This window comes from Deinococcus sp. Leaf326 (assembly GCF_001424185.1).
Classification (GTDB): Bacteria; Deinococcota; Deinococci; order Deinococcales; family Deinococcaceae; genus Deinococcus.
The window spans coordinates 422,980-445,900 of the sequence record NZ_LMOM01000065.1; the positions used below are offsets into that span (position 1 = coordinate 422,980).

Below are 22,921 nucleotides of genomic sequence, written 5' to 3' on the forward strand. Positions count from 1 at the left end.
GAGCCGCCCGGACCACAGGAAGGAAAACCGGACCTCCCGAGCATAGCGCCCGTTCTTCCGCTTTCCTTGCCCATTCAGGTTCAGGCCCGGTTCAGTCTGCCTTCACCCGTGGGGGGGGCCGGCGGGATATGCTGGCGGGATATGACCGGCCCGCCCACGCCGCCCTCCGCCGGCTTCTACGCGCGCCGGCTCGCGCGCCCCGGCGCGGTTCTCGCCCCGATGGCGGGGTACAGCGACGCGCCCATGCGCCGGCTCGCCGCCGAGCAGGGCGCGCTGTGGACCGTGAGCGAGATGATCAGCGCGCGCGGCCTGGTGCTGGGAGGCGACAACGAGAGCCTGAACCTGGGCCGTCCCTACCCCGGCGAGGAAGGGCGGGTGGTGCAGCTCTTCGGCGCCGAGCCGGAACTGCTCGCGGCGGCGGTGCAGAAGGCCGAGGGCTGGTTCTCGCCCGCCGCACTCGACCTCAACATGGGTTGCCCGGTTCCCAAGGTGCGCGGCAAGGGCGGCGCCTGCCTGCTCCAGACGCCCGAGGTCGCCTTCGAGCTCGTGCGCGCCATGCGCTCGGCGACCTCGCTGGACGTGAGCGCCAAGATTCGCCTGGGCTGGGACAGCGACCGCAGCCTGGAAGTCGCGCAGGGGCTCGCGGAGGCGGGCGCGGCCGTGATCACCGTCCACGGGCGCACGAGTGCCCAGCGCTACACCGGCGAGGCCGACTGGGAAGCCATCGCCCGCGTGGCGGCGGGTGTGCCAGTGCCGGTCGTGGGCAGCGGCGACGTACTGACCCCCGAACAGGCCACCCGGCGCCGGGCCCTGGGGGTCGCGGCCGTCATGATCGGGCGCGGCGCGGTCGGCAACCCCTGGATCTTCCGGGTGCTGGCCGCAGAGGGCGGCGCCGAACAGGACTGGGCCGTGCCCGGCACTGCCGTCCGTGCCCGCACCGCGCTGCGGCACGCCGAACTGCAGGACGCCTTCTATACCGCCCCCGACCGGCACCGTCCCGGCGAGCTGCGGCGCGCCAGCATGCGGCCGCTGCGCAAGGTGCTGCCCAAGTACCTGCCCGACCTGCCTGAACTGCACCCCGCGCTTCTTCAGGCCGAGACCCTGGAGGACGTCCGCGCGGCGCTGTGGCCGGTGACCGGGCCGGCGTCCCAGGAGCCTGCCGCGCACGCCGGAGCGGCCTACGCTGGGAACCCGGCATGAACGTCCGCGAGTACTACGCCTATCTGGCAGCCTCGCGGGCCCAGCTCTGGGACTTTCTGCGGGCGCTGCCGCCCGAGGACCTCGACCGTGACGTGATCGAACCCGGCGACCGGTTCCACAGCGTCAAAGACCTGCTGCTGCACATCAGCGACGTCGAGGACCACTGGATTCACGCGGTAGCGCGCGGCGACGGACTGGGAGTGGCGCAGCGTTATCCCCACGACTGGGTCCGCCCGCAGGCCGGGCAGTATTCCCTGGCCTGGATCATCGACTACGGCCGGGAGATCAACGCGATGACCGAGAGCTACCTGGACAGCGGCCCCGACCTCTCACAGCGGGTCAAGCTCGTGCACGACGACCCGGCGAGCGATACCGTGACCCTCGAGCAGCTGCTGTGGCACGTCATGACCCACGAGGTCCGTCACCTCGCCCAGATCACGCTGCTCGTGCGCCAACAGGGCCATACTCCGCCGTGGCTGGACTATCTGCGCTTCGTACGCCCGCAGGGCTCACCCCAGGTCACGGCGACCGATTTCGGCGACGGCCTGGAACCCGAGCCCACCCCAGCGGAGCAGTAGGGACCGGGACGAGGAGCCCAGCAGCGTCAGACAGTTACTGACACTGCGGAAAGTGGTCGGACAGTTTGTAGTTCGGACAGGTCTGGAGCGGGTCGCCGGTCCGTAGCCAGATACGGGCCAGGGCGTAGTCATAGCCTCCACGATGCTGCACTCCGTCGCCACCCCGACACGCCCGTTCTAGGGCCTACCGGGTGGGGGTCCAGGAAATCATTTCCCGCCACAGCGATACAAAAACCTCCCCAGAGTGGGGAGGAAACAGAACCTTATTCGGAGCGGGGAGGGCGCGGTCCCCGGTCGGGACGCGGGCCACGGTCGCTGCGCGGTTCACGGGGCGCGCGCGGGGCGATCTTGCCTTCGAGCTCAGGACGGATCAGGTCGATCTTGCCGCGGTCGTCGATATTGATGATCTTGACCCGCAGCTTGTCACCCACGTTGAGCACGTCCTCGACGGCATTGATGCGCTCCTCACTCATCTGCGAGATGTGCAGCATGCCGTCCTGGCCGGCGTACAGGTTCACGAAAGCCCCGAAAGGCGCGGTCTTGACCACCGTGCCGTCGAACTCCTCGCCTACCTTCGCCTCGCGGGTCAGGCCAGAGATGCGGTTGCGCACGGCTTCGGCCGCCTCGCCCGACGCGCTGAAGATGCGGATGGTGCCGTCTTCCTCGATGGTCACCTGCGCGCCCATCGCCTCGAGTTCGCGGACCTGCTTGCCGCCCGGCCCGATGACCTTGCCGATGAGCTCGGGGTTGATCTTCATGGACACGATGCGCGGCGCGGTCGGGGACAGTTCGGCGCGCGGCGCGGCGAGCACCTCGGCCATCTTGCCCAGGATGTGCAGCCGGGCCTCGCGGGCCTGCGCGAGTGCCTCACGCATCACGGCCGGGGTGATGCCCCCTACCTTGATGTCCATCTGCAGGGCGGTCACGCCTTCGGCCGTGCCACAGACCTTGAAGTCCATGTCGCCCAGCGCGTCTTCGAGCCCCAGGATGTCGGTCAGGATGCGGTAGCGCTCGCCCTCCATGACCAGCCCCATCGCCACGCCCGCGACCGGCGCCTTGAGAGGCACGCCCGCGTCCATCAGGGACAGGGTGCCGGCGCACACGGTCGCCATACTGCTCGACCCGTTCGATTCGAGCACCTCGCCTACCACGCGGATCACGTAGGGGAACTCCTCGAAGCTCGGCAGCACCGCGCGGATGGCCCGCTTGGCAAGGTTGCCGTGCCCGATCTCGCGGCGCGACTGCCCGCCCATGCGCTTGACCTCACCGGTCGAGTACGGCGGGAAGTTGTAGTGCAGCAGGAACTTGTCGCCGTTTTCGGCGCTCAGGTCGTCGATCAGGATCTCGTCGCGTTCGGTACCCAGCGTCGCCACGCCCAGCACCTGCGTCTCGCCGCGCGTGAAGATCGCGCTGCCGTGCGCGCGTGGCAGGGGCCGCGTCTCGATCCAGATGGGCCGCACGGTCTTCGAATTGCGGCCGTCGGCGCGCAGATCGTCTTCGAGGATCAGGCGGCGCAGTTCCTGCTTTTCCACCTTGCCGAAGGCCGCCTTGAGGGCCACGGTCTGCTCGGCGGCGTCCTCGGCCCCCTCGGGCACGCGCTCGGCGATCAGGCGGTCCCGCAGGGCCTTGAGGTTGGCGCTGCGCTCCTTCTTCTTGACGGTCAGCAGGGCCCCGCGCAGGTCACCCACGCGCGCGGCCTCGGCCAGTTCGGGCACGAGGTCGGTGCTCAGGTCACTCTCGGCCAGGAAGTTAAACTTCTCGTGGCCGATCTCGGCGCGCATCGTCTCGATGAGGCTGATGACGCCCTGCATCTCGGCGTGGGCGAACTCGATGGCCCCGACGAGGGTCTCCTCGTCCACCGTCTGCGCGCCGGCCTCGACCATCATCACGGCGTCGCGCGTGCCGGCCACGACGAGGTCCATCACGCTGCGCGTGAGCTGCTCGGTGGTCGGGTTCAGGACGTACTGGCCGTCGATCTGGCCTACGCGCACGCAGGCGGTCGGCCCGGCCCAGGGAATGTCCGAGACGCTCAGGGCCGCCGAGGCGCCGATGGGCCCGAGCACGTCCGGCGCGTTCTGGCCGTCGGCCGAAAGCACGGTGATGATGACCTGGGTCTCGTGGCGGTAGCCCTTGGGAAACAGCGGGCGGATCTGGCGGTCGGTGATGCGCGCCGACAGGATCGCCTTCTCGCCGGGGCGGCCCTCGCGGCGCTGGAAGGAGCCGGGAATCTTGCCGACCGCGTAGTGGCGTTCCTCGAATTCGACTGTCAGGGGCAGGAAGTCCAGGGTGCTCTTGTCGTCGCGGGCCTGCGCGGTGACGAGCAGCAGGGTGTCGCCGTAGCGCAGGGTGACGCTGCCGCTCACCAGTTTGGCGAGGCGGCCCGTCTCGATACTCAGTTCACGGCCGCCGAGCATCGTCGTGTAGGTCTTTCCGATCATATGAAAGTCAGTGTAGCCCGCTGGCGCCCGGGCAACTGGAGTCTGGACCGGGCCGCGCGCCCGGACCGGGCGACCGGGTTCAGGCGCCGGCGTCCGGCTCGGGCGCGCGGCTGGAGGCAGCCGGGCCGTCGCGGCGCAGCTCGGTCACCGGCACGCCGTACAGCGGTCCCTGGTCGGTCTGCACGTCCACCGTGCCGGCCAGGGGGTGCAGCTTGGTCACCTTGCCGCAGGCACCCGTGCCCTCATGGCAAACCTTGGCGTTCTTGCGCGGCAGGTCGGCCAGCAGTTCGATGTACTGGGTGTGCTCGAATTGCAGGCAGCACAGCAGGCGGCCACACGGCCCGCTGAGTTTCTCCGGGTTCAGGGGAAGCTGCTGGTCGCGCGCCATACGGATGCTGACGGGCGCGAACTCCTGGAGATGGTTGCTCGAACAGTTCTCGCGGCCGCAGGCGCCCAGGGTGCCGATCATCTGGGCCTGCTCGCGCGGGCCGATGGCGGCGAAATTTACGCGGGCGCGGGTGTGTTCGCGCAGCTCGCCGATCAGGCTGCCGAGTTCGATGCGCTCGTCGGCGCTGTAGCTCACGGTGACGAGGCTCTCGTCGAGCGTGAACTCGACCGCCACGAGCTTGACCTTCAGGGCGCGTTCGCGGGCCCGTGAACGCAGCAGCCACTTGAGGTCCTCGCCCCGGCGGTGCAGGTCGTCCCACTGGGCCCGGTCCTCGGGACTGGCCTCGCGCAGGACCGCGCCGTAACGGCCGCGCGGGTCAGGATCGGCGGCCTCGCCACGCACGGTGGCGACTTCGGGGCCGCGTTTACCCTGCACCACCACGCGGGTGCCCACGGCATAGGGCACCTCGCTGAGCATCGCGTGCAACCGGGGACTCCGCTCGAAGCGGACAGGCAGGACAACCACGCCTGCCACGATGTCACGAAACGCCGCGCCGCGCCAAGAGCGGAGGCACAAATGCCCGCCGCCCGTTTGTGACCGGGTAGGGTGGACGCCGGGTGCACACCGCACCCTCACCAGAAAGCGCCGCCAGCCCAGGGAATTCCGGGCCGGCGGCGCGGGATAGGCTGTAACGGCCCGGACGGTCTCAGTGCAGCTCGGCCAGCACTTCGATCTCGACACGCACGTCGCGCGGCAACCGGGCCACCTGCACGGTGCTGCGCGCCGGATAGGGCGCCGCGAACTCCTGCTCGTACACGCTGTTCATGACCGAGAACTCGTTCATGTCGGCCAGGAACACGGTCGTCTTGACCACGCGGTCGAGGTCGGTGCCGGCCGCCTGCAACACCGCGCGCAGGTTCTCGATGACCTGCCGCGTCTGCGCCTCGACGCCGCCCTCGACCAGGTCGCCGCTGGCCGTCAGGGGAATCTGGCCGCTGGTCACGACCAGATTGCCGAAGCGCACTGCCTGGCTGTAGGGACCGATGGCGGCGGGGGCGTCCGGGGTCTGCACGATTTCTTTCATGGACCCACTGTAGCCCGCCCAGGGCGAGAATAGCGGGGCCGGCTAGCCCAGGTCGCGCGGCCGCCGCTTGTCCGGCGAGGCGGCCGCGCGACCCGTGCGGGCGCTGCGCAGGCGCTCGGCGCGCTGTCCCGGGAGGCGGGGACCGGAACGCTGGCGGGCCTGCCACCAACGCTGCCCCGCCAGCACCGCCACGAGGAGGGTCAGGCCCAGCAGCGCGGTGGCGACGCGATGCTCAGGCACCAGGATCACCCCCAGCAGCGTGAAATATCCCAGCGTCAGCAGCAGGTAGGTGAGCAGGCTGCTGCCGCGGCGGCTGCTGAGCAGCACATCCACGTATTCCGGCCCGTTGCCGCTGCGCTCGGGCAGGGCGTAGCGGGGCGTGGCCGTCTCGCGCTGCACGTCTACGACCACCGCCGTGATGTTGTCGGGTCCCCCCGCGTCGTTGGCCGCGTTGATCAGCACCCGCACGAGCTGATCGGGCTCGTCCGGCCGCGCGAGTAGGCTCTCGAGCGCCGGTCCGTCGACCACCCCGCTCAGGCCGTCACTGCACAGCAGCAGGCGGTCGCCGGCCCGCAGAGGCAGCCCGAACAGCTCCAGGCGCACCCTCTCCTCGCCGCCCAGGGCGTTGCTCACCACGCTCTTCCACTGGTGATGCCGAGCTTCTTCCTCGGTCAGGAATCCCAGACGAACCTGCTCGGCCACCCAGGAGTGATCGTCGGTGAGGCGCCGGAGTTCGCCCCCGCGCAGCAGGTAGGCGCGCGAGTCGCCCACATGGGCGATCAGCACCGCGCCCCGGTCTACGAGCGCTGCCAGGAGGGTGGTCCCCATGCCCACCGACTCTCCCACCGCGTGGCGCACCACCGCGAGATTCGCCGCCTGAACCGCCCCCGCCAGCCGCTCGGGGGCGGGGCCACGGCTCTCCAGGAAATGCTGGGTCAGGGTATCGAGGGCCAGGTTGGCTGCCAGTTCACCGGCCGCGTGTCCCCCCATGCCGTCGGCGACCGCGTACAGTCCGCCCTGCGGCAGATCGAGCGCCACTGCCGCGTCCTGGTTCACGCCTCCGACCCGCTGACGCCCCACGTCCGTGAGCACACCGGACGACATCAGAGGCGCTGGCGGGGGCCGCATCGGCCTCACTATAGGTCAGCGCCGCTGTTGCACACGAATCAAACTTAACACTCACCCGTTCCGGTAGGCCGGACTCCGCGCCGTGTCACGCTGCCGCCGAGCAGACGATCAGGAGACGGCCCACCGGCTGGCCGATCGGGCTCAGGCCGGCGCACCCGGTACCTGACGGCGCAACCACAGCACCAGCGCCTCGGCCGAGGCCGGATTGGTCGCCAGGGGGATGTCGTGCACGTCGCACAGCCGCACCAGCGCGGAGACGTCGGGTTCGTGCGGCTGCGCCGTCAGCGGATCCCGGAAGAAGAACACCGCCAGCACCCGTTCCTCGGCCAGCCGCGCGCCGATCTGCTGGTCGCCGCCCAGCGGTCCAGATAGCACGCGCTCGACCGTCAGCCCCGTCTGCTTTTGCAGGATGCCCCCGGTCGTGCCAGTTGCCACCAGGGGAAAATGTGCCAGCAGGTCACGGTGCGCCAGGGCGAACAGGGCCAGCTCCAGCTTCTTCTTGTCGTGGGCGATCAGGGCCACCTGGCGCGGCGCGGCGGAGGTCATGATCCCGATTGTGGCACAGCCTGGCCCGGACCAGCCGGAATCTGTCTGGGACGCACGAATCTGGTCTATCGCCCGAGTGAACCGGTGTCCTCTGTTCAAGCGGAAGACGGGTGAGCAGCATCCCAGGCCAGAAAGGAGCCACAGCCCCTGCCGGACAGAACGCCGGCAAGGACTGTGGCCGCCTCTGTGACGCTCAGCTCAGTTCGGACTCGAATTCTTCGCCGTCTTCGAGCAGCAGTTCCATCCAGCGCACCAGGGCCGCGCGGGTGTAGCCGCCGCGCAGGATCATGCTGCTGTCGAGGTGGTAGGTCTCCTCGTACACGTAGGCCTGGGTGTAGTACCCGCTGTTCCACTCGTTGAGGAAGTCCAGGTCCGGCTCGTCACTGGCGTCCCAGGTCAGGCCGGCCGACACCCGGTCGCAGACCTGCGCGCGGCACTCGCTGAGCCAGACGTCCACGTTCTGACCCGAAGACGTCACCACGGCCAGCGACGGGTCCTCGTCGGGCTGCACGGGGTTGACGGTCACGCGGTAGCCCGCCGTCCGCAGCGCCGCCGCGACCGAGGCCGGGGTCGCCGGTTGCACCTGAGCGCCGCCCACCACCGGAGCCGCTCCGCCTGCCTGCGCTGCCGAGAAGGTCAGAGCCGCCACCAACGCCACCGTACCAGTCCACATTTTTTTCATACTTCACAGTACGTCATCCCACACCCTGGCCTCACCTCATTCACGGCTTATCCCCTATTTCATGTTTTTCATCTTTTATAGATGACATGATGAGGAATGACCACGCCCCGCGACCTGGCCCTGGCTTCTCCCCCGCCCGCGCGCCGGCGGCGCACCTTCGGGGTGTATATCGGGCGCTTCGAGCCGCCGCACCAGGCGCACCTGCTCGTGATGGTCGAAGCCCTGCGCAGCGTGCAGAAACTGATCGTGGTGATCGGCTCGGCGCGGGCGGCGCGCAACACCAAGAATCCCTTCACGGCCGAGGAGCGCCAGGAGCTGATTCTGGCGATGCTGCGCGGGGCGGGCGTGGCCCGCAGCCGGGTGCTGTTCGTGCATGTCCGCGACTACTTCTATAACGAGAGCCTGTGGCTCAGCGAGGTGCAGCGCGGCGTGGCCGAGTACACACGCGGCAGCAGCGACGTGGCCCTGATCGGGCACCTGAAAGACGAGAGCAGCTACTACCTGCGCTCCTTCCCGGCCTGGGAGTTCATTCCGACGCATGTGGTCAGCTCACTGAACGCCACCGACGTGCGCCGCGCCTACTTCGAGGACCGCCTGGAAGACGTGCGCGGCATGGTCCCCCCGGCCGTCCACACCTTTCTGGAGACCTTCCGGCAGGGAAGCGACTACGCCGAACTGCGCGCCGAGTACGACTATCTGCGCGAGTACCGCGCCGCCTGGGCCACGGCGCCCTACCCGCCGGTCTTCGTGACGGCCGACGCCGTGATCACCCGCAGTGGGCACGTCCTGGTGGTGCGGCGCGCCGGGCGGCCCGGACGCGGGCGCCTCGCCATGCCGGGGGGCTTTCTGGAAGCGCACGAGACCCTGCTGGCCTGCTGCGTGCGCGAGGCCCACGAGGAGACCGGCCTGAACGAGGCGGTCAACCTCGCTGGACACCTGCGCGCCCAGGCGGTCTTCGACTACCCGGACCGCAGCCTGCGCGGGCGCACGGTCACGCACGCCTTCCACTTCGACCTCGGCATCGGGCAACTGCCCACCCTGCGCGCGGCCTCCGACGCCGCCGACGCCTTCTGGATGCCGCTCTCGGACGCATTGGCCAGCCCCGACCTATTTTTCGAGGACCACCACGCCATCATCGAGAACTTCCTGATGCGCGGCTGAGCCCTGCTCCCGGGCCTACTTGCCCGCGCCGCCCACGCCCACGCCGAGAGGGAGGCCGCTGGCCGACACGCCGGTCATCAGGGCCGTGCGGATGCCGGTGGCGATGCCCAGGGCCACGCGGTCGAGGTAGTTGTTGTCGCGCAGGTTCAGGCCGTCGACCGGGTGACTGGCGTACCCGATCTCGACGAGGGCCGCCGGCACGCGGCTGTTGCGCAGCACCGCCAGCGAGCGGTTGTTGCGCAGGCCCTGGTTGAAAGCACCAGTCTCCGCGACCACCTCCTGCTGCAGCGTCTGGGCCAGCGCCGCCGAGAGGGGATGATTGGCGTTCCACCACGTCTCGACGCCGTAGCCGCGCAGCACCGAGGCCACCGGCATGGCGTTGACGTGGATGCTGACGTACATCTGGGTGCCGGGGGTGCCCATCGCCGCGCGCATATTGAGGTCGGTGTTCTTATCACGGCTCAGTTCGCGGTCGGAGTCGCGGGTCATGACCGCGTCCACTCCGGCGGCGCGCAGCAGGTCCCGCACGCGCAGGCCCACGTCCAGCGTGACCTGCTTCTCGACCACGCTGCCCACCGCGCCGGGGTCCACGCCGCCGTGACCAGGGTCCAGGATGACGCGCGGGCGCACGAAGCTGGCGCTCAGGGCCAGGATCGCCGTGCCGCGCGTCACCGACATGGGCGGCACGGCCGCGAGGAGTTTCTCGCGGGGGCTCAGCGGGGTCAGGTCGGCCAGCGCCGGCGAGAAGTCGATGGCGAGGCGCGAGCGGTCGCCGCTGCTGGGGGCGAGCAGTTGCGCGCGCCAGCCGCTGCGGGGCGTGGTGGGCGTGCCGGTCACGAAAATGACGTTCAGGCCCGCCGCGCTGGGCTCGTAGCGCCATGAGCGCACCTCGGGCGAGACGTTCTGGGCCGTCTGGGCGATGGCCCCCGAGCTCGCCCCAGCGATCTCGACGCGCAGGCCCACGCCGCCCGGCACGATGCGGTAGCTCGACCCCGGTGGCAGGTCCAGAACCATACGGGTCAGGCCCGGATTCTTGCCCACCCGCGGCGCGCCCAGCGACACACCGGGCTGCAGGGTGCCGGGCACCCGGCCAGCCAGGGCACTGGGCTTGTCGGCCTCGGCGCCGGGCAGGGCAGGTGCGGGCGGCAGCGCCGGGGCCACCACCACGCTGTCACCGGGCGGCAGACCAGCGGCCGTGCCGGCAGTGGTGGGGGCGTCATTGGCGTCGTCGGCTCGGGTGGCCTGCACCGCCGCCTGGGCCTGGGCCAGCGGCGTGTTCAGGGCGGCCTGCGCGGCGGCCGAGGTGGCGGGCGGCCCGCTCAGTACCGCGCCCCTGACAGTCGGGCCAGCGCCGCCGGCCAGCGTCGCGCCGAACTCCAGGATCAGGACCCGGGTGCCGCCCGCGATGGTCGCCTCGCTGGCCCGCCAGCCGTCGGTCGGCGAGAGCGGAAACGGCGTGACGAGCGTGACCTGTCCGCCGCCGGCGCGGTACTCGGTCACGCTGGGCCCCAGGCGCGCTGCGACGGCCGGCAGCACCCGCGCGCCCGTCACGTCCAGCCGCAGTCCCCCGAACGTCGGGGCGAGCGTATAGGTCACGCCGCTCGGCAGGTCGAAAACCACCCGGGTCGTGTTGCCGTCGTTGCTGCTGCGCGGCGTCCCGAAGGCCACGTTCTGTACCCCGGTCAGGGTCAAGGGGGCCGGCGCAGCGGCCGTCGCCCCACCCGGTACGGCCGTTCCGGCGGGTAACGTGCCGGGCCGCAGCGAAGGCGCCGCCTGTACCGGTACGCCGCGCTGAAAGGGGTCGGATTGAGCCGCTGCCCATGACCCAAGCAGCAACGCCGATGAGAGCAGGATGGCAGACGGCTTCATTTCCATCCATCTTGACGGCTGAGCCGTGAGAATTTGGTACGCCCGCTCATGATCGGGGGGTGATGCACAGTTGAGCGCCCGGCCTCCAGCTCCGCTGTGCGGCGGGGTCTAGAAGGAAGAAGCCACTCGGTTGACTCGGGACACGCGCTGGGATCAACTGAAGCTCTATGAGCCTCGACCGGACCCTGGGCATGACCCTGCTGGAGACCTCACCGGAGCGCACCCGCGTCGCCCTGACCGTCGGCGAGGACGGACTAAACATGCACGGCAGCGCCCACGGCGGCCTGATCTTCAGTCTCGCCGATCAGGCCTTCGCAGTCATCAGCAATCTGGGCGCGCAGGCAGTGGCCGCCGAGACGCATCTGAGCTTTTTCCGTGCGGCGCAACCTGGCGACCGTCTGGTTGCCGTCGCCACTCCCGAGCGCGTGGGCCGCACGCTGGCCACCTACCGCGTCGAGGTCCGCCGGGTCAAGGTGGAGGAAGAAGCGGGCGAACTCGTCGCCCTGTTCCTGGGCACCGTCTCGCGGCGAGACGCTCAGCCCTCTTCGAGCGGGTAGGTCCGCGCGGCGCGCAGAGCCAGCCAGATCAGGTGACAGTAGAACGCGGAGACCCCGGCGACCACCAGCCAGCCTGGGAAATTACCGATGTCGGCGAGGGCCAGCGCCTCCGGAAATTCCAGAATCCAGCCCTTGGGCTGCGCGAGGTCGAGCTTGGCGAACCACGCGAGCAGCACCGCCGCGTAGATCCACAGGTAGTTGCGGTTCAGTCGCCAGCCCAGCGCGTCAGCGCGGCTCATGGGGCTGCGCGGCTTGGCGAGCTCGGCCAGCAGAAGTTGGTGCCAGCCGGGGTCCACCCGGTCCCCGAGCATCGCCGGATAAAAGAAGCGCTCCATGATCCGCACGCGGTGATGCGCGATCTCGAAGGTCCGGAAGCGCCGAGCTTCGAGCCGCAGAAAGAAATAGTTCATGAACATGGCGAACAAAAAGGTGGCGTGGCTGTTGTTGACGTCGCCCAACGCGAAACTCGCCAGACCCGCCGTGGTCACGACCGACCAGTTGGTGGTCATGTCCAGGCGCTGGCGGTAGGCGGTCATCTTGCCGACCTCGGCGCGGTAGAGGTGAATCAGGGCATTGGCCTGGTTGCCGCTGTAGCTGACCTCCGTCAGCCCCCCTTCCCGCACCGCTCCTGGTCCCCCGCCGGCTCCCGGCATCAGCCCCGTTCCCCTTCCCCTTGCATGGTCCCAGCGTAGCGCGCCGCTGTGCGGCTGGGGCCAGGGCTCAGCGCGTGACGTCGAAGCGCAGCAGTGTGGAGACACCCGGATTCAGGGTCCTGAGCCGCGTCAGGACCGACGTTTCGAGCAGGCCCCGCCCCTGACCCGCCGGCAGAACCGTCGCAAACGCCGCCTGCGCGCTGGCATAGGCGCTGATGCCGTCCAGATTCAGTGGTGCGGGCGCGGCGAACAAAAGGGCAGTGTGAGTGCCCAGCGGTTCGCCGGCCTTCAGCTCAAATCCGGCCCCAGTGCCGGGAAACTGCTGCGGCGCGCCGGGTGTCAGGGTCAGAGGGCTGGTGCTCAGGCGGTTGGGCATCAGTTGCTGTACTCCGCCGTCCGGATTCTCGACAAACAGGGCCACATTCCAGGGCGCTGGGGTTCCCGAGAGGGTCAACAAGAAGGTCAGGGATTCTCCGGCCCGCACCGGACTGGGGCTCAGCCCCAGCTCGACGCGCGGCTTGCCGGCGACAGGCACGGGATCATTTCCGCAGGCCGTCAGGCCCACACCGAGGGCCAGGACGGCCCAGGACAACATACGCATGGCCTGACCCTAGCGCAGCGGTCCTGGCCGCGCCGCCGCAGATGCGGCCAACAGAAAACCCCCGCCACGGGGACGGGGGTCTGGAACGCACCGAAAGTTACTTCTGCGCGTGCACCACAAGCTTCATGGGGATGGTGACTTCGGGGTGGGCGCGGTACGCGATGTCGTACTCGCCGATTTCCTTGACGGTCTTCGGCATGTCGATCTTGCGGCGGTCCACGTCGAAGCCCAGCTTGTCCAGGGCGCCGGCCACGTCACCGTGGGTCACGGCGCCGTAGATCTTGCCTTCACCGGCGCGCACGCTCAGCTCGACAGCCACACCGTTCAGGCGGCTGGCGAGGTCTTCGGCGACAGCTTTCTGCTGCGCCTGCTGCTTGACACGGCTGCGGATCTGCGCTTCGAGGGTCTTCATGTTGCTGGTGGTCGCCGGGGCAACGATGCCCTGGGGAATCAGCCAGTTGCGGGCGTAGCCGGTCTTGACGTTCACGACGTCGCCGGTCTTCCCGAGCTTCCCGGGTTCAAGAAGGATCACTTGCATGTCAAGACTCCTTACTTGCGGACCAGTTTCTCGGTGTAGGGCAGCAGGGCCAGCTGGCGGGCGATCTTGATCGTCTGCGCAATGCGGCGCTGGTGCTTGGCCGAGAGGCCGGTGCGGCGGCGGGGGAGGATCTTGCCGGTGTCGGAGACAAAACGGCGAAGCATCTTCACGTCTTTGTAGTCGGTGATTTCCAGTTCTCCGATGGAGAAAGGATCGACCTTCGGCTTGCGGGGCCGCTTGGGTCCCTTGCCGCGCGGTTTGCGCTCGGCATTGCTGTTCTGGGTCATGGTGGGGGTCCTCGGCGCAAGTTGCGCCTATGGAGTGCGCGCTAGGCGGCGCTGGCCGTTCCCGGCGCACTCCGGAACCTGCTCAAAAGGGCAGGTCTTCTTCCTCGGGGGGGAAGTCGTCGAGACCTTGATCAATATCTAGGCCGCCCGAACGGTTCCCCTGCGTCGCCGCCCGGCTCGGCTGGCCGTAGCCGCCGCTCTGGGGGCGCGCCGCACTGCTCGCGGTCTGCGGGCGAGGTCCGGCGGGGGTGGCTGCGGCGTACCCAGAATTGGGTGTGCCCGCGCCTCGGGACAGGCTTTCGACTCGCGTCGCCTCTACTTTGGTGCTGTTCCGCTTGTTGCCGTCACGGTCGGTCCAGGCCTCGTTCACGAGTCGGCCCTGTACGAGGACGGGATCGCCCTTTTTCAGGTCCTTCATGCGTTCGGCAAGGTCTCGCCACAGCGTAATGTCGATCCAGTGGGTCTTTTCCTGCTTCTGCCCCTGACGGTCGTTCCAGGTCTCGTTCACGGCCAGGCCGAGTCCGAGCACCGCGTCTCCGGCGGGGGTGTAACGCAGTTCGGGGTCACGCGTAACGTTCCCGATCATCACCACTTCGTTCATTCCGCTGCCCATACGTACGCCGCCTCCAGCGTCCTGCACGAGTTCCGGGGTGTATCCCAGTTGCTCCATGCGCAGGGCCTTGACGCGTACCATGCTGCGTTTGCCGCCTTCGGGCGCTTCCCACTGGCTGTACTCCAGGTTGCCCTCGACCATCACGGCGTCGCCGCCCTTCAGGTTGCGTTCGGCCTGCCACTCGGCGGGTTTGCCGAGAATACTGACCCGGTGGTACCAGGGAAGCTTGCGCTCTTTGCCATCGTTCCCGATGATGTGGTCTTCTCCAGCGACGGTGGCCTCGAAAACGGCCGTGCCGGTGGGGGTGTACCGCAGTTCGGGGTCGCGGGCGAGTGCGCCGATCAGATAGACGTGGTTCATGCCTCGGGCCATGACAGATACTCCTTGCTTGCTGGCGAAAGTACTTGGTTGCTGTTTAGCTGGCGGTGCCCTTGCGGGGTCTACAGATCATAACAAGCCGGCCAATTTATGTCAATGACGTAAATCAGGCCTTCTTGGTCTTCCACTCCGGGCGGTCTTTGACCACCAGGACGCGGCGGACGTTGTCGCGCAGGCGCAGGTTGGTCGCGATTTCCTTTTCAGGGTTGCCGCCACTCTTGATGGTGTACATCAGGTAGTAGCCCTCGCGGTCCTTGCCCACCTGGTAGGCCAGGCGGCGGTTGCCGAGGTCGTCGAGGTTGCTCACCTCGCCGCCGGCGTTACGCACGGCGCCTTCGATGTAGTCCTTCTCGATTTGCACCTGCTCGGCGCTGATGTTCGGGTTCAGGATCAGGTTCAGGTCGTACTGGTTCATGATTCACCTCGCTTCCGCGCCGCGTCCATGTGTCCAATCGGAGACAGGCGGCAGGCTCAGGCCTCGCCGGGGCAGCGCAATTGACAATCTTAGCAGAAGGCCGCGCCGGCTGCCAGAGGTGCCCGGCGCGGCCGCGTTCCAGGTCCGGCGGTGCGGGACCGCTCCGCTCAGGCGCGGTGCTCGGAAACGGGCCGGAGCTGGTTTTTCCAGTCGAAGGGCCAGGAGATCTCCGCCGTGGTCTGCCCCGGCTCGGCCGAGCCGTCCAGGGGATAGTAGAACTCGCGCGGGTAGGTAGCCGGGTCGCCGTTGGCCTCGGCGTAGGCGCGCGTCAGGCGGCTGGCCTCGGCGGCGACCTGGGGATTGACCTGATCGGCGCGCAGGGTCAGGTAGGCCTCGGTGCGCGCGGGGGCCACATACAGGTTCAAGTCGTGGGGACGCTCCTGGCCGTCGCCCTCGCCGAAGGTCAGTTCGCCGCTGTAGGGCACGCAGACCTCGACCGGTCCGCGGTTCCCGCTGCCGACAGGGCCGTGGTACACGACCATGCACGGCCCCACCACCCGCCCACCGTGGGCGCGGATCAGGGCGGCTAGCGTACCGGCCGCCTCGGCCACGAAGGCGGTGACGTCGTCGAGGTCCACGCGATTGGCCACGGTAGCGAGCTGCTGGGGCGCCACCGTGCGGTGTGTCACGTCGGCAAAAACAGGCAGGGAAGCAGGATCGGACATGGCCCTGATGCTACCGGCTCGGGAAGTGTCAGGGCCGGCTGCCCTGAAGTCCAGACGACCTCAACTGACCCACTTGACACCTCTGCGGGCGGAGCGCACACTGCAGTCAATCGCAATGTAATCGTTTACAGGATCTTTGCTTCGTCTGGGAGCACAGGTCATGGCTATGACGCCTTCTTTTCAGGGAGATCGTTTGCATGACGCGCATTCAGGATGTCGCTCAGCTGGCCCAGGTCTCGACCGCCACCGCCTCGCGGGCCCTCAGCCGCCCGCAGCAGGTGGCGGCCGAGACCCGTGAGCGGGTGCTGGAGGCCGCGCGTCAACTGGGCTACCAGCCCAACGTGCTGGCCCGCAGTCTGCGCCAGGGCGAGACGCGCACCCTGGGCCTCATCGTGGCCGACATCCTGAACCCCTTTCACGCGCTGCTCGCCAAGGGCGTGCAGGACACGGCCGAGCGCCACGGCTACAGCGCCTTTCTGTTCAATAGCGACGAGGACCCCCAGAAGGAACGCCGGGCCCTGGAGACCCTGCGCGGCCAGCAGCCGCAGGGCGTACTGATCGTGCCGACGGCTGGGGCCGGGCGCAACCTCCAGGCGCTGCCGGGGCTGCCGGTCGTGGAACTCGACCGCGTGTCGGGGCGGCCCAACCCGACCGTCACGGTGGATAACCTCGGCGGCGCGGTGGCGGCTACGCGGCACCTGACGGAGCTGGGCCACACCCGCATCGGCATGATCGTGGGCCAGCAGGACATCAGCACAGCGACCGAGCGTCACACCGGGTTTCGCCAGGCGCTGCGCGCGGCGGGCGTGCCGTACGACCCGGCGCTGGTGCGCCCCGGCCACCACCGCGAGGACGACGGCTACCGCGCGGCGCTGGACCTGCTCTCGCTGCCGGTCGCCGAGCGCCCCACCGCCCTGTTCGTGGGCAACAACGAGATGACGGTGGGCGCGGTGCTCGCCGCCCGCGAATTGGGTCTGCGCATTCCCGAGGACCTGTCCATGGTGGGCTTCGACGATTCGCGCTGGGCACAGACGATGTGGCCGCCGCTGACAGTCGTGTCGCAGCCCGCCTACGAACTCGGCGTGCTGGCCTGCGACCACCTCGTCGGGCTGCTCGCGCGCCGGGGAGGCGTGCCCTCGGCCTCGCTGCCCCTGCCCGCGACCGGCCCACCTGCCCCGGCGCCCGCCCGGCTGCAACTGCCCACGCAGCTCATCGTGCGCCGCTCGACTGCGCCGCCCCCGGCTGCCCCCCCTCCCAGCGCGCCCCCAGCGGCTCACCCCGCGTAAACGACTGCCACCGGCCCCCGCCCCCATTTCCAGGAGTCCCGCCATGCAGAAAAACAAAGTGTTCGCCGTCAGCGCCGCCCTCGCCACCGCACTCACCCTGGCGGCCACCACCGCGCACGCCGCCCTGGCCCAGAGCCAGCCGATCATCGGGCTGATCACCAAGACGGACACCAACCCCTTCTTCGTGAAGATGAAAGAGGGCGCGCAGGCCGAGGCCACCCGCCTGGGGGCCAAGCTGCTGAGCGGCGCGGGCAAGGCCGACGGCGACAACGCCGGGCAGGTCACGGCCATCGAGAACATGGTGGCGGCCGGGGCCAAGGCCATCCTGATCACGCCCAGCGACTCGAAGGCCATCGTGCCGGCCATCGCCAAGGCGCGCGCGGCCGGGGTCATGGTCATCGCGCTGGACAGCCCCACCGAACCCGCGAGCGCCGTGGACGGCCTGTTCGCCACCAACAACTACCAGGCGGGCGTCCTCATCGGGCAGTGGGCCAAGAAGATGATGGGCGGCAAGAAGGCCGTCATCGCCACCATTGACCTGTTCCCGGGCCAGCCGGTGGGCATCGCGCGCCACAACGGCTTCCTGGCGGGCTACGGCACGGCCGGCATCACGAGCGCCACCACCTCGCAGGTCGGCACGGGCGTGGCCTGCGCGCAGGACTCCTTCGGGGACCAGGCCAAGGGCCAGACCGCGATGGAAAACTGCCTCCAGAAGAACCCCGACATCAACCTCGTGTACACCATCAACGAACCGGCAGCCGCCGGAGCGTATCAGGCCCTCAAGGCCGCCGGCAAGGAAAAGAGCGTGCTGATCGTGTCGGTGGACGGCGGCTGCGCGGGCGTGCGCAACGTCGAGGCGGGCGTGATCGGCGCGACCAGCCAGCAGTACCCCCTGAAGATGGCCGCCATGGGCGTCGCGGCGGGCGTGAACTACGCCAAGACCGGCAAGAAGGTCAGCGGCTACACCGACACGGGCGTAAACCTGATCACCAACAAGGCCCAGGGGGGCGTCAAGAGCCAGACCGGCAAGTACGGCCTCGCCAACTGCTGGGGCAAGTAAGTCCCTGAACTGAGCCGCGCGGCCGACGGCGATGTTCCTGCCGTCGGCCCGCCCTTTCTCCCCCGGAGGACCTCCCCATGACCCAGACGCCCACGGCCCCGGCCTCCACGCGGCGCGGCCCCCAGCTGCCCAGCCTGACCACGCTGGGGCCGCTGATCGCGCTGCTGCTGGCGTGTATCTTCTTCGCCACGCAGTCCGACCGCTTCCTGACCAGCCAGACGCTGGCCCTCGTCCTCAAGCAGATTTCCTACGTGGGCGTGCTCGCCATCGGGCAGACCCTGGTCATCCTGACCGCCGGCATCGACCTGAGCTGCGGCGTCATCATGGCGCTCGGGGGCATGGTCATCACCAAGCTGGCCGCCGAACAGGGCGTGCCGCCCGCCCTTGCCATCATCGTCGGGCTGGCGATCACGGCCGCGCTCGGGGCGGTCAACGGGCTGCTCATCTCGCGGCTGCGGCTGCCGCCCTTCATCGCCACGCTGGGCATGTACGGCATCGTGTTCGCGGCCACGCAGATCTACTCGAACGCGCAGACCGTCTCCAACCTGCCCCCCGCGCTGAACTTCCTGGGGTCGGGCTTCAACATCGGTAACGCGAACTTCTCGTACGGCTCGGTCCTGATGATCCTGCTGTTCGGGATCGCCTGGTTCTTCCTGACGCAGACCGCACCGGGCCGCCACGTCTATGCCCTGGGCAACAACCCCGAGGCCGCGCGCCTGACCGGCATCCTGACCACTCGGGTGCTCATTGGCGTGTACGCCTCGGCGGGGCTGCTGTACGGGATCGCGGCCCTGATCCTGGTGGGGCGCGTGGGCGCGGGTGACCCCAACGCGGGCCAGACCGAGAACCTGGAGAGCATCACCGCGGCCGTACTGGGGGGCACCAGCCTCTTCGGGGGGCGCGGCAACGTGCTGGGCACCCTGCTGGGCGCGCTTATCGTGGGCGTGTTCCGCGTGGGCCTGACCCTGGCGGGCGTGAACAGCGTCTATCAGGTCCTCGTGACCGGCATCCTGATCATTCTCGCGGTCGCCACCGACCAGCTTTCGCGGAGGAAGGCATGACCGCAGCTCCCCACCTGACGCCCATGCCGGCCGCCCCGGCCCGCCCCCTGGTCATGGAGGCGCGCGGCCTGATCAAGCGCTACGGGCACGTGACCGCCATCAACGGCGCCGACTTCGAGCTGCGTCCCGGCGAAATTGTGGCCGTGATCGGCGACAACGGCGCGGGCAAGAGCAGCCTCATCAAGGCGCTTTCGGGCGCGGTCGTGCCGGACGAGGGCCAGATCTTCCTCGACGGGCAGCCCATCTCGCTGCGCAGTCCCATCGAGGCGCGCAAGCACGGCATCGAGACGGTGTACCAGGACCTCGCGGTGGCACCGGCCATGACCATCGCCGAGAACCTGTTCATGGGCCGCGAACTCCTCAAGCCGGGGCCACTGGCGCGCACCTTCCGGATCCTGGACAAGAAACGGATGCTCGAGGAAGCCGTGCGCTACATGCAGGACCTGCAGTTCGCCATCAAGAGCATGAGCCAGCCGGTCGAGACCCTCTCGGGCGGGCAGCGCCAGGGGGTCGCGGTGGCGCGCAGCGCGGCCTTCGCGCGGCATGTGGTCATTATGGACGAGCCGACAGCGGCGCTGGGCGTGCGCGAGAGCAACATGGTCCTCGACCTCATCCGCAAGGTGCGCGACAAGGGGCTGCCGGTCATCCTGATCTCGCACAACATGCCGCACGTCTTCGAGATCGCCGACCGCGTGCACGTGCACCGCATGGGCCGCCGGGCCGCGCTGCTCGACCCCAGACGCATCAGCATGGCCGACACGGTCTCGGTGATGACCGGGGCCATCAAGCCTGAAGAGCTCAGCGCGGATGTCCTCGCGCACTAGGCCGGGACCCGGGGGAGCGGCCGGCGCGGGGGGCTCGGCCGCTCCCCTCGTGCTGGCCCTGGACCTCGGCACCGGCAGCGTCAAGGCCGGGCTGGTCGGTCCGGATGGCGACCTCGTGGCCCAGGCGGCCCGGCCCTATGCGGTGCTGGCCCCGCAGCCCGGCTGGTCCGAGAGCGACCCGCACGACTGGTGGGCGGGCGTGGTGGCCGCGACCCGCAAAGTGCTGGCCGGCGTGGACCCGGCGCGTGTACAGGCCATCGGCCTGAGCGGCCAGATGCACGGCGTGGTGCTCGTGGACGCGGGGGAGCAGGCACTGGGCCGCGCGGTGCTGTGGTCGGACACCCGTTCGGCGGGCCACCTGGACCCTTACCGCGCCGTGGACCCCGGACGGCTGCGCAACCCTCCGGTCACGGGCTTTGCCGGGCCGACGCTGCTGTGGCTGCGAGGGCACGAGCCGGAGCGCTACGCGGCCGCGCGCTGGGCCCTGCAACCCAAGGACTGGCTGCGCCTGCACCTGACCGGCGAGGCGGCGAGCGATCCCTCGGACGCCTCGGGCACGCTGCTCTACGACTTCGCGGCCGACGACTGGGACAGCGAACTGCTCGGGATACTGGGCCTGCGCCCCGACCTGCTGCCGCCCCTATGGCCCTCCGGCAGCGTGGGGGGAACGCTGCGCCTGGGCCGCGCCGCCGACCTGGGGCTGCCGGTCGGGCTTCCGGTCGCGGTCGGGGCCGCCGACACCGCCGCCGCGCTGCTCGGCTCGGGGCTGCGGCCCGGCGAGGCGCAGCTGACGGTGGGTACAGGGGCACAGGTGCTGCGGGCCTCGGGGACGCTGCCCCCGGCGCGGCCCGGCCTGAACGTCTTTTGCGACGCGCAGGGCGGCTTCTACACCCTGGGCGCCGTGCAGAACGCGGGCAACGTGCTGGAGTGGGCCCGGCGCACCCTGCGGCTGTCTTGGCCTGAGATGTACGCGGCGGCGCAGGAAGTTGAGCAGTTGCCCTCTCCCCTGTTCCTGCCTTACCTGAGCGGCGACCGCACCCCCCACCTCGACCCACACGCCCGCGCGGGCTGGCTGCGGCTGGACGCCTCGCACGACCACCGCCACCTCGCCTACGCGGCCTTCGAGGGGGTCGCCCTCTCAGTGGCGCAGGCGACGGCCGCGCTGGAGCTGTCGGCTGACCTGTCCCTGCGGCTGGCAGGCGGCGGCAGCGTCGACCCCTGGTGGCGGCAACTGTTGGCCGACGCCCTGGGCCGCCCCCTGCACATCAGCGACGTCCCCGGGGCGTCCCTGCTCGGCGCGGCGGCCCTGGCGTGGCAGGCCATCGGCGAGCCGTGGACCCCGGAGGGCCCGGACATCACAGGCGTGGTGCAGCCTGGGCCGGGCAGGATTTCGGCCGCGCGGCACGCCGAGTTCGCGGCGGCGTATAGAGCAGTGCGGGGCGAGCAGTAAGACAGCCCATCCCGCACACGGAAAAAGGCGGCCAGGGTATCCCGGCCGCCTCCTCACTCACGCGCTTTACAGCTCCAGCAGCATCCGCGCCGGGTCTTCGAGCAGGTTCTTGATCATCACGAGGAACTGCACCGCTTCCTTGCCGTCGATGATGCGGTGGTCGTAGCTCAGGGCGAGGTACATCATCGGAGCGATCACGACCTGACCCTTCTGGGCGATGGGACGCTCGATGATGTTGTGCATGCCCAGGATGGCGCTCTGGGGCGAGTTGATGATGGGGGTGCTCATCATCGAGCCGAAGGTGCCGCCGTTGGTGATGCTGAAGGTGCCGCCCGACATGTCCTCGAGCGTGAGCTTGCCGCTCTTGGCCTTCTGGGCGTAGCCGGCGATGCCCTTCTCGATGGCCGCGAGGCTGAGCTGCTCGGTATCGCGCAGGATCGGCACGACCAGGCCGCGCTCACTGGCGACCGCGATGCCGATGTCGTAGTAGCCGTGGTAGATGACGTCCTTGCCGTCCACGCTCGCGTTGACGACCGGGAAGGCCTTGAGGGCCTCGGTGGCCGCGCGCACGAACAGGCTCATGAAGCCGAGCTTGACGCCGTGCTTGGCGACGAACTGGTCCTGATACTTCTTTCGCAGGTCCATCGCGGGCTGCATGTTCACCTCGTTGAAGGTGGTCAGCAGGGCGGCGGTGTTCTGCACGTCCTTGAGGCGCTCGGCGATGCGCTGGCGAATGCGCGTCATGGGCACGCGCTCCTCGGGACGCGCGCCCTGGGGCAGCGGCGCGGGCGCGGCGGCCTGGGCAGATGGGGCCGGGGCCGCCTGCATCCCAGCGGGCTTGGCGGCGTCCTGCGGTCCCTGGTAGGTCAGGCCGCCCTGAGCCGCCACCACCGCGTCGGCCTTGGTGATGTTGCCCTTGGGACCGGTCGCCGGAATCTGGGCGGGGTCGAGGTTCTGCTCGGCCACGATCTTGCGCACGGCGGGCGAGAGGTCGTCGCGGCGCGTGGCCTCATTGCCCGCCGATCCGTTGCCGGCGGCCTGAGCCGGGGCCTCGCCCGCGACGGGACCAGCAGCCGGGTCGGCGCTGGCCGCCGGGGCCGGGGCGCTGCCTGCCTCGCCCACCGTCCCCAGCACTTCCTCGCTGAGTACCGTGTCGCCTTCCTGCTTGGCGACGCTGACCAGGACGCCGTCTTGCTGGGCGGTGACTTCCAGCACAACCTTGTCGGTCTCGATTTCGGCCAGCACTTCGCCGCGCGTCACGGCTTCACCGGGCTTCTTGTGCCAGGTCAGCAGGGTGCCTTCGCTGACCGACTCGGAAAAAACAGGAACCTTGATGTCCGCCATATCTCTCAGAGTCTACCCTTATGCGGGCTGTGACTGGCGCAGGAACGTTCTGCAC

The 22,921-nt window shown here is 69.4% G+C and carries 24 protein-coding genes; 9 read left to right on the forward strand and 15 right to left on the reverse strand.

Annotated features, from left to right (window positions below):
• Positions 1-141: 141 nt before the first annotated feature.
• Positions 142-1,200 carry a tRNA-dihydrouridine synthase gene (locus ASF71_RS18940; RefSeq protein ID WP_156372954.1) on the forward strand — a complete coding sequence of 353 codons (1,059 nt, stop codon included), beginning with the start codon at positions 142-144 and terminating at the stop codon, positions 1,198-1,200.
• Positions 1,197-1,778 (forward strand): DinB family protein, encoded by a 582-nt coding sequence (locus ASF71_RS18945; protein ID WP_056302908.1) that lies wholly within the window; start codon positions 1,197-1,199, stop codon positions 1,776-1,778. Before ASF71_RS18940 ends, ASF71_RS18945 begins: the two co-directional genes overlap by 4 nt.
• Before the next feature lie 263 nt (positions 1,779-2,041).
• Here ASF71_RS18945 and pnp read toward each other — a convergent pair whose 3' ends face one another.
• The 6 genes from pnp to ASF71_RS18975 all read right to left on the reverse strand — a co-directional run bounded on the left by pnp (position 2,042) and on the right by ASF71_RS18975 (position 8,044).
• A complete protein-coding gene (gene pnp, locus ASF71_RS18950; RefSeq protein WP_056302910.1) occupies positions 2,042-4,216 on the reverse strand; it encodes a polyribonucleotide nucleotidyltransferase in 2,175 nt (724 codons plus the stop codon).
• 79 nt (positions 4,217-4,295) lie between these two features.
• Entirely contained in the window at positions 4,296-5,081 is a 786-nt protein-coding gene (locus ASF71_RS18955; protein ID WP_056302912.1) for a stage 0 sporulation family protein, read from the reverse strand.
• A gap of 229 nt (positions 5,082-5,310) precedes the next feature.
• Positions 5,311-5,688 carry a RidA family protein gene (locus ASF71_RS18960; RefSeq protein ID WP_056302914.1) on the reverse strand — a complete coding sequence of 126 codons (378 nt, stop codon included), beginning with the start codon at positions 5,686-5,688 and terminating at the stop codon, positions 5,311-5,313.
• Positions 5,689-5,730: 42 nt separating this feature from the next.
• Positions 5,731-6,816, reverse strand: a complete 1,086-nt coding sequence (locus ASF71_RS18965; RefSeq protein ID WP_056302916.1) for a PP2C family serine/threonine-protein phosphatase — start codon at positions 6,814-6,816, stop codon at positions 5,731-5,733.
• A gap of 141 nt (positions 6,817-6,957) precedes the next feature.
• The gene (mgsA, locus tag ASF71_RS18970; protein WP_056302918.1) at positions 6,958-7,362 is read right to left on the reverse strand and encodes a methylglyoxal synthase; all 405 of its coding nucleotides are present in this window, start codon (positions 7,360-7,362) and stop codon (positions 6,958-6,960) included.
• A gap of 193 nt (positions 7,363-7,555) precedes the next feature.
• Positions 7,556-8,044, reverse strand: a complete 489-nt coding sequence (locus tag ASF71_RS18975) for a YbjN domain-containing protein (protein WP_056302920.1) — start codon at positions 8,042-8,044, stop codon at positions 7,556-7,558.
• A gap of 96 nt (positions 8,045-8,140) precedes the next feature.
• Between ASF71_RS18975 and ASF71_RS18980 the strand changes: the two genes are divergently transcribed.
• Positions 8,141-9,205 carry a bifunctional nicotinamide-nucleotide adenylyltransferase/Nudix hydroxylase gene (locus tag ASF71_RS18980; protein ID WP_056302922.1) on the forward strand — a complete coding sequence of 355 codons (1,065 nt, stop codon included), beginning with the start codon at positions 8,141-8,143 and terminating at the stop codon, positions 9,203-9,205.
• Between the two features lie 15 nt (positions 9,206-9,220).
• Here the strand turns inward: ASF71_RS18980 and ASF71_RS18985 are convergent, their stop codons facing one another.
• Positions 9,221-11,074: an N-acetylmuramoyl-L-alanine amidase gene (locus ASF71_RS18985; protein WP_056302924.1), complete on the reverse strand. Its 1,854-nt coding sequence runs from the start codon at positions 11,072-11,074 to the stop codon at positions 9,221-9,223.
• A 167-nt stretch (positions 11,075-11,241) separates the two neighbouring features.
• On the opposite strand from ASF71_RS18985, the gene paaI reads away from it, so the two are divergent.
• Entirely contained in the window at positions 11,242-11,631 is a 390-nt protein-coding gene (paaI, locus tag ASF71_RS18990) for a hydroxyphenylacetyl-CoA thioesterase PaaI (RefSeq protein ID WP_056302926.1), read from the forward strand.
• On the opposite strand, the gene ASF71_RS18995 is transcribed toward paaI, so the two are convergent.
• The 7 genes from ASF71_RS18995 to ASF71_RS19025 all read right to left on the reverse strand — a co-directional run bounded on the left by ASF71_RS18995 (position 11,610) and on the right by ASF71_RS19025 (position 15,841).
• Entirely contained in the window at positions 11,610-12,284 is a 675-nt protein-coding gene (locus tag ASF71_RS18995) for a DUF2270 domain-containing protein (RefSeq protein ID WP_056302928.1), read from the reverse strand. The two genes, paaI and ASF71_RS18995, sit on opposite strands and share 22 nt — an antisense overlap.
• Before the next feature lie 67 nt (positions 12,285-12,351).
• A complete protein-coding gene (locus tag ASF71_RS19000; RefSeq protein WP_082506168.1) occupies positions 12,352-12,885 on the reverse strand; it encodes a DUF4384 domain-containing protein in 534 nt (177 codons plus the stop codon).
• Between the two features lie 97 nt (positions 12,886-12,982).
• A complete protein-coding gene (gene rplI / locus ASF71_RS19005) occupies positions 12,983-13,423 on the reverse strand; it encodes a 50S ribosomal protein L9 (RefSeq protein WP_056302931.1) in 441 nt (146 codons plus the stop codon).
• 11 nt (positions 13,424-13,434) lie between these two features.
• The gene (gene rpsR / locus ASF71_RS19010; RefSeq protein ID WP_056302933.1) at positions 13,435-13,710 is read right to left on the reverse strand and encodes a 30S ribosomal protein S18; all 276 of its coding nucleotides are present in this window, start codon (positions 13,708-13,710) and stop codon (positions 13,435-13,437) included.
• Positions 13,711-13,792: 82 nt separating this feature from the next.
• Positions 13,793-14,695: a single-stranded DNA-binding protein gene (gene ssb, locus ASF71_RS19015; protein ID WP_056302935.1), complete on the reverse strand. Its 903-nt coding sequence runs from the start codon at positions 14,693-14,695 to the stop codon at positions 13,793-13,795.
• A 112-nt stretch (positions 14,696-14,807) separates the two neighbouring features.
• Positions 14,808-15,116: a 30S ribosomal protein S6 gene (rpsF, locus tag ASF71_RS19020; protein ID WP_056302937.1), complete on the reverse strand. Its 309-nt coding sequence runs from the start codon at positions 15,114-15,116 to the stop codon at positions 14,808-14,810.
• Between the two features lie 167 nt (positions 15,117-15,283).
• Positions 15,284-15,841 (reverse strand): hypothetical protein, encoded by a 558-nt coding sequence (locus ASF71_RS19025; protein ID WP_056302939.1) that lies wholly within the window; start codon positions 15,839-15,841, stop codon positions 15,284-15,286.
• 197 nt (positions 15,842-16,038) lie between these two features.
• Between ASF71_RS19025 and ASF71_RS19030 the strand changes: the two genes are divergently transcribed.
• The 5 genes from ASF71_RS19030 (at position 16,039) to ASF71_RS19050 (ending at position 21,522) form a co-directional block, all read left to right on the forward strand.
• A complete protein-coding gene (locus ASF71_RS19030; RefSeq protein ID WP_056302942.1) occupies positions 16,039-17,127 on the forward strand; it encodes a LacI family DNA-binding transcriptional regulator in 1,089 nt (362 codons plus the stop codon).
• A 43-nt stretch (positions 17,128-17,170) separates the two neighbouring features.
• The gene (locus ASF71_RS19035; RefSeq protein WP_056302944.1) at positions 17,171-18,187 is read left to right on the forward strand and encodes a sugar ABC transporter substrate-binding protein; all 1,017 of its coding nucleotides are present in this window, start codon (positions 17,171-17,173) and stop codon (positions 18,185-18,187) included.
• A 77-nt stretch (positions 18,188-18,264) separates the two neighbouring features.
• Positions 18,265-19,248: an ABC transporter permease gene (locus ASF71_RS19040; RefSeq protein ID WP_056302945.1), complete on the forward strand. Its 984-nt coding sequence runs from the start codon at positions 18,265-18,267 to the stop codon at positions 19,246-19,248.
• Positions 19,245-20,072: an ATP-binding cassette domain-containing protein gene (locus ASF71_RS19045; RefSeq protein ID WP_056302947.1), complete on the forward strand. Its 828-nt coding sequence runs from the start codon at positions 19,245-19,247 to the stop codon at positions 20,070-20,072. The genes ASF71_RS19040 and ASF71_RS19045 overlap by 4 nt, the downstream gene beginning before the upstream one ends.
• A complete protein-coding gene (locus tag ASF71_RS19050; RefSeq protein ID WP_082506169.1) occupies positions 20,056-21,522 on the forward strand; it encodes a xylulokinase in 1,467 nt (488 codons plus the stop codon). Before ASF71_RS19045 ends, ASF71_RS19050 begins: the two co-directional genes overlap by 17 nt.
• Positions 21,523-21,588: 66 nt before the next feature.
• Here the strand turns inward: ASF71_RS19050 and odhB are convergent, their stop codons facing one another.
• Positions 21,589-22,866, reverse strand: a complete 1,278-nt coding sequence (odhB, locus tag ASF71_RS19055; RefSeq protein WP_056302952.1) for a 2-oxoglutarate dehydrogenase complex dihydrolipoyllysine-residue succinyltransferase — start codon at positions 22,864-22,866, stop codon at positions 21,589-21,591.
• Between the last annotated feature and the right edge of the window lie 55 nt (positions 22,867-22,921).

Coding starts and splice junctions, on each gene's coding strand:
- ASF71_RS18940 (WP_156372954.1), top strand. CDS start 142: ATGACCGGCCCGCCCACGCCGCCCTCCGCCGGCTTCTACGCGCGCCGG.
- ASF71_RS18945 (WP_056302908.1), top strand. CDS start 1,197: ATGAACGTCCGCGAGTACTACGCCTATCTGGCAGCCTCGCGGGCCCAG.
- pnp (WP_056302910.1), bottom strand. CDS start 4,216: ATGATCGGAAAGACCTACACGACGATGCTCGGCGGCCGTGAACTGAGT.
- ASF71_RS18955 (WP_056302912.1), bottom strand. CDS start 5,081: ATGCTCAGCGAGGTGCCCTATGCCGTGGGCACCCGCGTGGTGGTGCAG.
- ASF71_RS18960 (WP_056302914.1), bottom strand. CDS start 5,688: ATGAAAGAAATCGTGCAGACCCCGGACGCCCCCGCCGCCATCGGTCCC.
- ASF71_RS18965 (WP_056302916.1), bottom strand. CDS start 6,816: ATGCGGCCCCCGCCAGCGCCTCTGATGTCGTCCGGTGTGCTCACGGAC.
- mgsA (WP_056302918.1), bottom strand. CDS start 7,362: ATGACCTCCGCCGCGCCGCGCCAGGTGGCCCTGATCGCCCACGACAAG.
- ASF71_RS18975 (WP_056302920.1), bottom strand. CDS start 8,044: ATGAAAAAAATGTGGACTGGTACGGTGGCGTTGGTGGCGGCTCTGACC.
- ASF71_RS18980 (WP_056302922.1), top strand. CDS start 8,141: ATGACCACGCCCCGCGACCTGGCCCTGGCTTCTCCCCCGCCCGCGCGC.
- ASF71_RS18985 (WP_056302924.1), bottom strand. CDS start 11,074: ATGAAGCCGTCTGCCATCCTGCTCTCATCGGCGTTGCTGCTTGGGTCA.
- paaI (WP_056302926.1), top strand. CDS start 11,242: ATGAGCCTCGACCGGACCCTGGGCATGACCCTGCTGGAGACCTCACCG.
- ASF71_RS18995 (WP_056302928.1), bottom strand. CDS start 12,284: ATGCCGGGAGCCGGCGGGGGACCAGGAGCGGTGCGGGAAGGGGGGCTG.
- ASF71_RS19000 (WP_082506168.1), bottom strand. CDS start 12,885: ATGCGTATGTTGTCCTGGGCCGTCCTGGCCCTCGGTGTGGGCCTGACG.
- rplI (WP_056302931.1), bottom strand. CDS start 13,423: ATGCAAGTGATCCTTCTTGAACCCGGGAAGCTCGGGAAGACCGGCGAC.
- rpsR (WP_056302933.1), bottom strand. CDS start 13,710: ATGACCCAGAACAGCAATGCCGAGCGCAAACCGCGCGGCAAGGGACCC.
- ssb (WP_056302935.1), bottom strand. CDS start 14,695: ATGGCCCGAGGCATGAACCACGTCTATCTGATCGGCGCACTCGCCCGC.
- rpsF (WP_056302937.1), bottom strand. CDS start 15,116: ATGAACCAGTACGACCTGAACCTGATCCTGAACCCGAACATCAGCGCC.
- ASF71_RS19025 (WP_056302939.1), bottom strand. CDS start 15,841: ATGTCCGATCCTGCTTCCCTGCCTGTTTTTGCCGACGTGACACACCGC.
- ASF71_RS19030 (WP_056302942.1), top strand. CDS start 16,039: ATGACGCGCATTCAGGATGTCGCTCAGCTGGCCCAGGTCTCGACCGCC.
- ASF71_RS19035 (WP_056302944.1), top strand. CDS start 17,171: ATGCAGAAAAACAAAGTGTTCGCCGTCAGCGCCGCCCTCGCCACCGCA.
- ASF71_RS19040 (WP_056302945.1), top strand. CDS start 18,265: ATGACCCAGACGCCCACGGCCCCGGCCTCCACGCGGCGCGGCCCCCAG.
- ASF71_RS19045 (WP_056302947.1), top strand. CDS start 19,245: ATGACCGCAGCTCCCCACCTGACGCCCATGCCGGCCGCCCCGGCCCGC.
- ASF71_RS19050 (WP_082506169.1), top strand. CDS start 20,056: ATGTCCTCGCGCACTAGGCCGGGACCCGGGGGAGCGGCCGGCGCGGGG.
- odhB (WP_056302952.1), bottom strand. CDS start 22,866: ATGGCGGACATCAAGGTTCCTGTTTTTTCCGAGTCGGTCAGCGAAGGC.